Raw genomic sequence first — 8,265 nt, forward strand, 5'->3', positions numbered from 1 at the left:
TCCTGCGTCGAGGAAGATCTTCCGGCGCTCGAATGGATGGGGCTTTTCTCGGCTCATCGTGACATCATCCCTCAGGCCTTCGAGGCGCAGCAATGCGGCGACGCACTGATGCTGCTGGCCGTGACCGCGGGCTTCCCGGTCGGGCAGGTCGAGATCGACTTTGCGCGCAGACGATCCGAGGGAGCCGCATTCATCTGGGGGTGCGGACCTTCCATCCGCTCCGGATGGTGCAGTGGCTGTCGAGCAGCTCGATCAGTGGCTGATGAGAAAGCAGATCACGCCTCCCGCGTAGCCCTGTGCGGCGGCCGGCGAGGGGAGGTCGGACCATTCCGACTCCTTACCAGGCGCCCGGGTCACCAAAGCCTCTTGATCCTCTAGCCGCTAGAGGTTGTAGCCTGCCTGTCAGATGAGATCGAATCGGGCTTTTCAAAATGAGTGATCGTTTGCGTTTCCGCGTCGAGGGTATGGATTGCGGGAGTTGCGCGCGCAAGATCGAGACCGCGCTCACCCGTGTGCCGGGCATCTCGGATATCAGCATCAACACCACGACCGAGACCTTGCGCCTGCGGGTAGCCCATGCCGACACGGGCGAGCAGGTCGAGAAGGTGGTGCGCGACCTTGGCTACGGCATCACCCCCGTGGGCGAAGGTGCCCATCACCACCATGACCATGGGGCCGCGGACGGTCCGTGGTGGCAATCGGCCAAGGGGCGGCTGGCAATCCTCAGCGGATTGGGACTCGCGTCGGCCTGGAGCCTGGCCATGGTCCTACCGGGATACGAGCCGTGGCTCTACACTGCAGCCATGGCAATCGGTTTGGTGCCGATTGCGCGCCGGGCGATTGCCGCCGCCATGGCCGGCGCACCCTTCACCATAGAGACCCTGATGACTGTCGCGGCCGTCGGAGCGGTAATCATCGGCGAGACCGAGGAGGCCGCCATCGTGGTACTGCTCTTCCTTGTCGGCGAACTCCTGGAGGGCGTCGCAGCCGGCCGGGCGCGGGCCAGCATCCGGTCCCTGTCCGATCTGGTGCCCAAGACAGCCCTCATCGAGCGCAACGGCAGCCTGGAGGAGGTTGCGGCGGTGACCCTCGCAGTCGGAGACGTGATTGCAGTCCGGCCCGGCGACCGCATCCCTGCGGACGGCATGATCGTGTCGGGCGAGAGCGCCATTGATGAGGCTCCGGTCACAGGCGAGAGCACGCCCAAGCGCAAGGGCGAGGGCGAGACCGTCTTCGCCGGCACCATCAACACCGACGGCAGCTTGCACGTCCGAGTGACCGCCGAGGCCCGGGACAACACCATCGCACGGGTGGTGCGCCTGGTCGAGGAGGCCCAGGAGGCCAAGGCCCCGACCGAGCGCTTTATCGACCGATTCTCGCGCTACTACACACCGGCCGTTCTGGTCGTCGGTGCACTTGTTGCAATCCTGCCGCCGCTGCTGGCCGGCCAGCCATGGGGCGAGTGGGTCTACAAGGGTTTGGCGGTGCTCCTCATCGGCTGTCCTTGCGCCCTGGTCATCTCGACCCCGGCCGCCATCGCAGCCGGCCTTGCCGCCGGCGCCCGGCGCGGGCTGCTGATCAAGGGTGGAGCCGTACTGGAGACCTTGGGCAAGGTCACGGCCGTCGCGCTGGATAAGACCGGAACCCTCACCGAGGGCCGTCCGCAGGTCACCGATGTGATCACCCTCGGCGAGGCGACCGGACGGGACATCCTGGAGGATGCAGCCGCCCTCGACGCCACTTCGTCCCATCCCATCGCCAAGGCCATTGTGGCCCGGGCGCAGGCGGACGGCATCGAGGTCGTTCCCGCCGTCGGCGTCATGGCGTTGGGCGGCAAAGGTGTGAAGGGCCGCGCCCGTCGTCGCAGCCTGTTCCTGGGTTCGCCCAAGGCCGCAGCGGCCATCGCGCCTCTCTCGCCTGAGGCAGAGGCTCGCATTGCCTCCCTTCAGGAGGAAGGTAAGACCGTATCCGTACTCATGGTGAGCGACAGTCCGGCCGGATTGATCGCAGTACGCGACGAGCCGCGCGAGGATGCACTTGAAGGACTGAAGGTTCTCAAGGCCCGTGGCATCGCACCAGTCATGCTCACCGGCGACAACGCCAGGACCGCGGCCGCCATCGCCCGTGCGTTGGGCGTGGAGTCCAGAGCCGACCTGTTGCCGCAGGACAAGCTGCGGATCGTCAACGAACTCAAGACGCAGGGGCAGGTAGTCGCCAAGGTCGGCGACGGCATCAACGATGCCCCGGCCTTGGCCGCTGCCGATGTCGGCATCGCCATGGGGGGAGGCACGGACGTGGCGCTGGAAACCGCGGACGGGGCGGTGCTGCATGGGCGCGTCCTCGATATCGCCCGCATGATCGCACTCTCCAAAGCCACCATGGGCAATATCCGCCAGAACATCGGGGTGGCCCTGGGCCTGAAAGCCGTGTTCCTGGTCACGACCGTGCTCGGCATCACGGGCCTCTGGCCGGCGATCCTGGCCGATACGGGCGCGACAGTGCTGGTGACCGCCAATGCCATGCGCTTGCTCGGGGCCGGACGGAACGTGTGATGCCGTCACCTGGCTTCCCGTTGCAATCCTCGCCTGCGTCAATGTCTTCGTGCTGCTGACGCGACAGGTGCCGCACCGCATCGGCCGCTCGCTGGATAACTGCGGCGCGGGCGAGGGCATCCATGAATCCATCGGGCGGTTCGCCGCACGAGTAGTGCCGCCCTGTTCGCTTTCCGGTTGCCCGCCCCGTCGGATCGGCCGGAGAATGCGCAGCCGGGGATTTGTCCCGGCTGCGGACAGCATTCCTCACCGCTCGTGAACTCGGTCTTGGAGATCGCGTTGACCAGGTACGGGCTCCGCAGGGGATGGGCTGAAGGATGGATCCTTATCTCCAGGTTCTGGCTCTCGCCTTGCTTCCGGCGCTCGGCAACTTCGCCGGAGGGGCGGTCGCGGAACTGATCAAGACCTCCCGGCGAACCCTCAGCCGGGCCCTTCACGTGGCGGCCGGGATCGTTGTCGCGGTGGTCGCCATCGAGTTGATGCCGGAGGCGCTGGAGGGAGCGGCCCCTTGGCTGGTGGTCCTCGGCTTCTGCCTGGGCGGCGTAACCTTCATCCTGCTCGACTGGGCCATCGAGCGCTTCGGGGGAGGCGAGGAGGCCGCGGGGCCATGGATTGTCTACGGGGCCGTGTTCATCGACCTGTTCAGCGACGGACTCATGATCGGCGTCGGATCAGTCGTCTCCCTCAGCCTTGCGCTCGTGCTTGCCATCGGGCAGGTCACGGCGGACGTCCCGGAAGGGTTCGCGACCATCGCCAATTTCCGCGACAAGGGCGTCGAGCGCAGCACGCGCCTGCTTCTCTCGGCCTCGTTCGTGATCGCACCCCTGCTTGGGGCGAGCATCGGGTACTGGCTCCTGCGCGACCAGAGCGCGAGCCTCCAACTGACGGCGCTCGCCTTCACGGCAGGACTTCTGATCCTGGCGGCGGTCGAGGAGATGCTGGGCGAGGCGCACGACGTGGCTGAGGATACCCGTTTTTCCGCCGCTTTCTTCATCGGCGGCTTCGCCCTGTTCACCCTTGTCTCATCCTACTTCGAGGCATGACGGTGCGAAGCCAGCCGGCCGTTGCCTGGTTGTTTGGAATCCCGGCGCCTCAACCGACCTGGATGAGACGGTTCATCGGAGACATCGCCATATCACGCGTCCCGAGCACATGCCCCGTTGCAGTTAGCCCAGGCGTGGTTTTCCAAGCTGTCCCTGACGTGCCTGCACGCGAATCCGGTTCGCCTCGGCTTTAGGCACGCCTCGTGCGATGCAGGTGTCGTCGATGTAGACCGAGTAGGTTTGCTTCGCCTCGTCTTCCAACGTGATCGAGACATTCATGAGGACATCCCTTCAATGAGCTGAAACCTCGCGGGATAACGCAGCGAACCCCAGGGCAGTTCTTGATTCCGTCGCTACGGAGGCGATAATTCCAGCAGGAAGGATCCGTCTCAGAGATCCAGTTGGGCCTGACGGATGAGGGAAAGCGGCTTTACAGCCGGTCCGCTGAAGGACGCGGAGTTCAAATCGGTCTGGAGAGCTTGCGAGAACCCGACATTCGCGGCTGAAGCCCGAGGATCGAAGAGAGCCTCCACCGCAGCCTCGACGTTGTAGCCGAGGATCGCCTCAGGTTGTGCTGTAGCAAGGGCGAATGCAGCAACTGCCGGAGCCGCCGGCGCCTTGGGTTGCTCCGGCAAAGCCAATTCCTGCGGCCGCCTCGGGGGAACAGGTACGGGTGCAAGCGTCGCGCCGAGAGCCTCGGGCAAGGCGGAAGCCACCTGCGTCTCGGGCGGTTGTGGAGCTTGAGCAGCCGGGGAGGCTTTCCGGCCGAACAGGGCTGTCAGAATGTTTCCTGAGGATCCGCCACCTGCAGAAGCCTGTGCGGCGAGCGCCGCATTCCTCGGGAGGATTTCAGCTCGCGCTTCCTCGTAGCGGGGAAGGGGCTTTCCGCTTGGAGGCAGGTGGAGGGTTTTTCCATCGGGGAAAAGCCTGACCAATTGATCCTGCGACATTCGCGGCCAAGCTCGGACACTGCCGGTATCCACATGGACGAACTGGGAAGAGGGATAATAGCCGACCCCACCATATTGCATTCGCATGGCGATGGCGCGCAATCGGGCCGTGTCGACATCAGGAAGTCGGATATCCATCGCCTTGCCCAGCATGTGCTGGCTCTGGTCAGAGACGCCGCTGGACCGACGGCGCAGCATGCTGTTGGTCGCCGGAGAGCGATAGGCGGAGATGACGTGGATAGGCTCGTTCGATCCGGCTTCGCGATAGATCTCCCAGAGGATATCGAACAGGCGCGGGTCCATTTTGGCGGGGCGTTCGACACGCCAATCGCGCAGGAGCCAGTTCAACTGCTCCAGTGCCCGATCGTCGTACCGACCGTCGCGTCGATAGGTGATCGTCGCCGTCTCTCGGGTGTGGGTGTGATAGAAGCTCAGGCTTCGTGTATCGCCGTTGGCGATCGCGTCCTGCGTCTGGACCGTCGCGGCGAGGAAGCTCGCCATGCTTGCGACCGAACAAAAGGTGAGGCGCAGGAAAGCTTTCCTTGCAGCGCGACGATGACCCCTCGACGCACCATCCATCTGGCGTCCTCCCACAGGCCGGGCGAAACGAGAAATCCCCTTGATGTCTTTATATCCGCCCTGAGCTTCAGACTGACTTCTGCTGAGAAAGAATGAGAAAATTGCGGCAGGGCGCAAGCCGTCTGAAGGGAGGGAGGGGCGGTCGATCTTTGCAGGGGCGTGGGGCATAGGTGGTAGTGTGCCCCCGGGTCTTTAATCGAGCGTTAGCAACGACAGGATTTTTCCTGGCCGACAACTGATTTCAAGCTTGACAGCGTGCGGGAGCCGCCCCTTCGCACGGGCTATTCTCCAGAGGCCGCAGCGGCGCGCTTTCGCCTGTTCGAGGCGGGCGCAAGCACCACGACCTTCGTGCCGACAGGCGTGCGGTTGTAAAGATCGATCGCGTCCTGATTGATCATCCTGATACAGCCCGACGAGACGCTCGTCCCGATCGTCCAGGGTTCGAAAGTTCCGTGGATCCGGTAGAGCGTATCCTTCTTTCCCTGCCACAGATATAGCGCGCGGGCCCCGAGCGGATTGCCGGGCCCGCCGGGCATGCCTGCGCCGCCGGGGAGATCTGCCATCTGCTCCATCAGTTCGGGCTGGCGCTGCAGCATCTCCTTCGGCGGATACCAGTCCGGCCATTCCTGTTTGTCGCCGACCGTCGCCGTGCCGGACCAGCCGAAACCGGACCGGCCGACTCCGACGCCGTAGCGGATCGCAAGGCCGCCATCTTGGACGTGATAAAGAAAACGCGCTCTGGGATCGATCACGATCGTGCCTGCGGGCTCGGGCGTCTCGTACGGCACGATGCTTCGGAGAAAAGCGGATTGGATCCCCGAAAGATCGATTCCAGGTACCGGGTAGAGATCGTCGTCGATAGGGCCATAGATTCCGCCATAGGCGGGCCGGGGGCGTAGGGACTGCGCCCATCCTCTTTCACCGAGGAGAGCGGCAGCCGAAGCCGGAAGTCCGAAGGTGAAGATGCGGCGGTTGAGCCCCATGACCCGATCCTCTGCCGATGCCGTTCCACCCCGACCAAGCTACGGCATGAAGGAGTCCGGATGAGGGCTGAGTATTCGCGCTCGAGACCGCAGATTTCGAGCGTGGCAGGGCATACGTTTCCCTGGCTTGCTCCTTCGAGGCTCTAAGGAACTACAAGCAGATGTGCGCATTGCCACAGCACAGCATTGTTGTCCGCTGCGAAGCTTGAGCGCCTGAGGTGAGGAAGACCAGCCGATGTTGGGCTTCTATTCTCTCCCGGCTCGTCGCAGCCGCATAAGGAAACGCGAGATGCCTCTCACAGGGAGATTTAATCTACGGAAAACCTTCACCGGCCGCATCGTGCTGGTCGTGGAGGAGGAGACGAAGAGCCTCTGGAGTCGTCTCACCGGCAACGCCAAGCATTATCGCCGCTGGCGTGACGCAACAGTTCTGGATTTGGCGGCCCCCGAGCTGCGGAACCTGATCGATCAGCGCTTTCGCCCGCATTACCTGACCCCGATCGCCGAGATCTCGCAGGAGCGATCGCAGGGAATGCGCCCACTTGAGGCCGTTCCACGTGGAGCGCTCTACCATGAGCCGCTCGATGGTGACGGGCGGACTTGGACCGCGCATTGAGCACCCGACGAAAAAGCCCCGTTCGGGTTGCCTGAACGGGGCTCAGTCTACGGAGGCGGGTGAGGGGGATCTCACACAAGGGGCGGGATGCCTCCGCACCAAGTCAATCTCCGAGCGCCCCCGACGTTCCTGTCCTTCTCGCCGATCTGGGCTTGGCCGCGATCACATTCTCTCGACCGGCTCTGACCCGTCTATGGGGCATTCGCACCTCAAATGCTCGGGCGTTTCGGCGGTACCGGTAACTGATCCTGCGCGACCTGCGTCGATGCCATGCATGCTTCCACATGGGCGCGGCGGCGTTCCACGATCTGTCGGTACTCTTCGGTGGCAACCTTGGTCTTGCCACGTACCGTGAGGTGCCGCTTTGCCTGCGCGCGGCAGGCCTCCCGCCTGGCGACGAGATCCTCCGCGTTCAGAGAAGTCAGGGGGAGGCCGAGGAGGAACAATCCAAGTGTAAACGCTGCCGGTTTCATGGCCATGATTTTGGGGCTGTCGGGATGGGCGGCGCTTCATAGCATTTCGACGGAAGGATCAGTAACGTTCCCGAGGCTCCATCCACAGCTCTGACGGTTTATGCACATGCGCCGCAATGAGCCGACCCTGGGCAATCACCGGCGCTGAAGAGGGGCATTTTCCAGAGGGGCAGGGGAGTACGAACAGCGGAAGAGAAGAGATACGGCCTTCAGATTCCGGCACAGCGGCGTCGGCCTGTAGGGCCGGGGGCTGGAGCCCTTGAAACACCGTGCGGAAACACCATCTCAGCTTATAGGCCACTGGGACCTTCCATGGGTGCTGTGAGATCCGCCGGCAAGGGCGTCTTGGCACCTAGTGATGCAGGTGGTCGTTTTTCAGCAGGTCGGTGCGATCCAAAATTCGTCTCTCCGGCGACGGATAAACCCGCGCTTGCAATCCGGAACGAATCGGTTATATCCGCGTTCCCCGGCGCCGTCGCGTCAGCGATCCGGCGCCGCTTCCTGACATCGTCGCGAGCCATCCCAGGCACTTCAGCCCGGGTGCTGCGACTGTCACGGAGGCTGAGGTGAGCAATCGCCTCGAGCATCCACATCCATGAGCCCTGTATTGTCTGGAGTGATCTGGGCTTTTACGGGCTCCTCTGGGGACAATCCGCACAGGTGTCGAAGGTTTCGCGCCGTTCGACGAGGTTCAGCGCAGAAGCGGGTTCGTTTCTGCGGCCGCTCTTTCTTTGTCTTTACTTGGGAGAGGCAGGATCGAGCGCCGGAAAATTCGAAAAAAGCTTCGATTTTCCGATTGACTTCTGGGATGGGTCGTTCTAAATAGGATCCATCGACGGCGCGGTTCGGTCACGAACCTGACGCCGGAACGCTTCGGGAGCCGAACGGTCCGTGATGGGCGGTTTGGTTTACGAAGACGTTCTTCGTCTCGGATTGAGACAATGCTCTTTGACAAGTGAAGATGAGAGAGAGAAGCGTAGGCGGCGGTGTTCTTGCGGGCTGTCCGAGAGGATGGCCGATGAATGGACATCGACCAGTTCTATGCTTTGGTGAGTACACCGCTTCGGCT

Annotated in this window: 7 protein-coding genes; 3 read left to right on the plus strand and 4 right to left on the minus strand. The window is 63.4% G+C overall.

Annotation, left to right across the window (positions count from 1 at the left end):
* Nucleotides 1-431 precede the first annotated feature (431 nt).
* Both LGR44_RS20455 and LGR44_RS20460 read left to right on the plus strand, forming a co-directional pair.
* Entirely contained in the window at nucleotides 432-2,552 is a 2,121-nt protein-coding gene (locus tag LGR44_RS20455) for a heavy metal translocating P-type ATPase (protein WP_226742569.1), read from the plus strand.
* A gap of 317 nt (nucleotides 2,553-2,869) precedes the next feature.
* On the plus strand, nucleotides 2,870-3,595 hold the full coding sequence (locus LGR44_RS20460; protein ID WP_226742570.1) for a ZIP family metal transporter: 726 nt from the start codon (nucleotides 2,870-2,872) through the stop codon (nucleotides 3,593-3,595).
* A gap of 123 nt (nucleotides 3,596-3,718) precedes the next feature.
* On the opposite strand, the gene LGR44_RS20465 is transcribed toward LGR44_RS20460, so the two are convergent.
* The 3 genes from LGR44_RS20465 to LGR44_RS20475 form a co-directional block, all read right to left on the minus strand.
* Nucleotides 3,719-3,874: a hypothetical protein gene (locus LGR44_RS20465; protein ID WP_226742571.1), complete on the minus strand. Its 156-nt coding sequence runs from the start codon at nucleotides 3,872-3,874 to the stop codon at nucleotides 3,719-3,721.
* A gap of 110 nt (nucleotides 3,875-3,984) precedes the next feature.
* Nucleotides 3,985-5,046: a DUF882 domain-containing protein gene (locus tag LGR44_RS22080; protein ID WP_404809964.1), complete on the minus strand. Its 1,062-nt coding sequence runs from the start codon at nucleotides 5,044-5,046 to the stop codon at nucleotides 3,985-3,987.
* A 359-nt stretch (nucleotides 5,047-5,405) separates the two neighbouring features.
* Entirely contained in the window at nucleotides 5,406-6,107 is a 702-nt protein-coding gene (locus tag LGR44_RS20475; RefSeq protein WP_226742572.1) for a L,D-transpeptidase, read from the minus strand.
* A gap of 235 nt (nucleotides 6,108-6,342) precedes the next feature.
* Between LGR44_RS20475 and LGR44_RS20480 the strand changes: the two genes are divergently transcribed.
* Nucleotides 6,343-6,723: a hypothetical protein gene (locus LGR44_RS20480; protein ID WP_226742573.1), complete on the plus strand. Its 381-nt coding sequence runs from the start codon at nucleotides 6,343-6,345 to the stop codon at nucleotides 6,721-6,723.
* A 209-nt stretch (nucleotides 6,724-6,932) separates the two neighbouring features.
* Here LGR44_RS20480 and LGR44_RS20485 read toward each other — a convergent pair whose 3' ends face one another.
* Complete coding sequence (locus tag LGR44_RS20485; RefSeq protein ID WP_226742574.1) at nucleotides 6,933-7,196, minus strand: hypothetical protein; 264 nt, start codon at nucleotides 7,194-7,196, stop codon at nucleotides 6,933-6,935.
* Nucleotides 7,197-8,265 lie beyond the last annotated feature (1,069 nt).

The organism is Microvirga lenta, from assembly GCF_020532555.1.
Classification (GTDB): domain Bacteria; phylum Pseudomonadota; class Alphaproteobacteria; order Rhizobiales; family Beijerinckiaceae; genus Microvirga; species Microvirga lenta.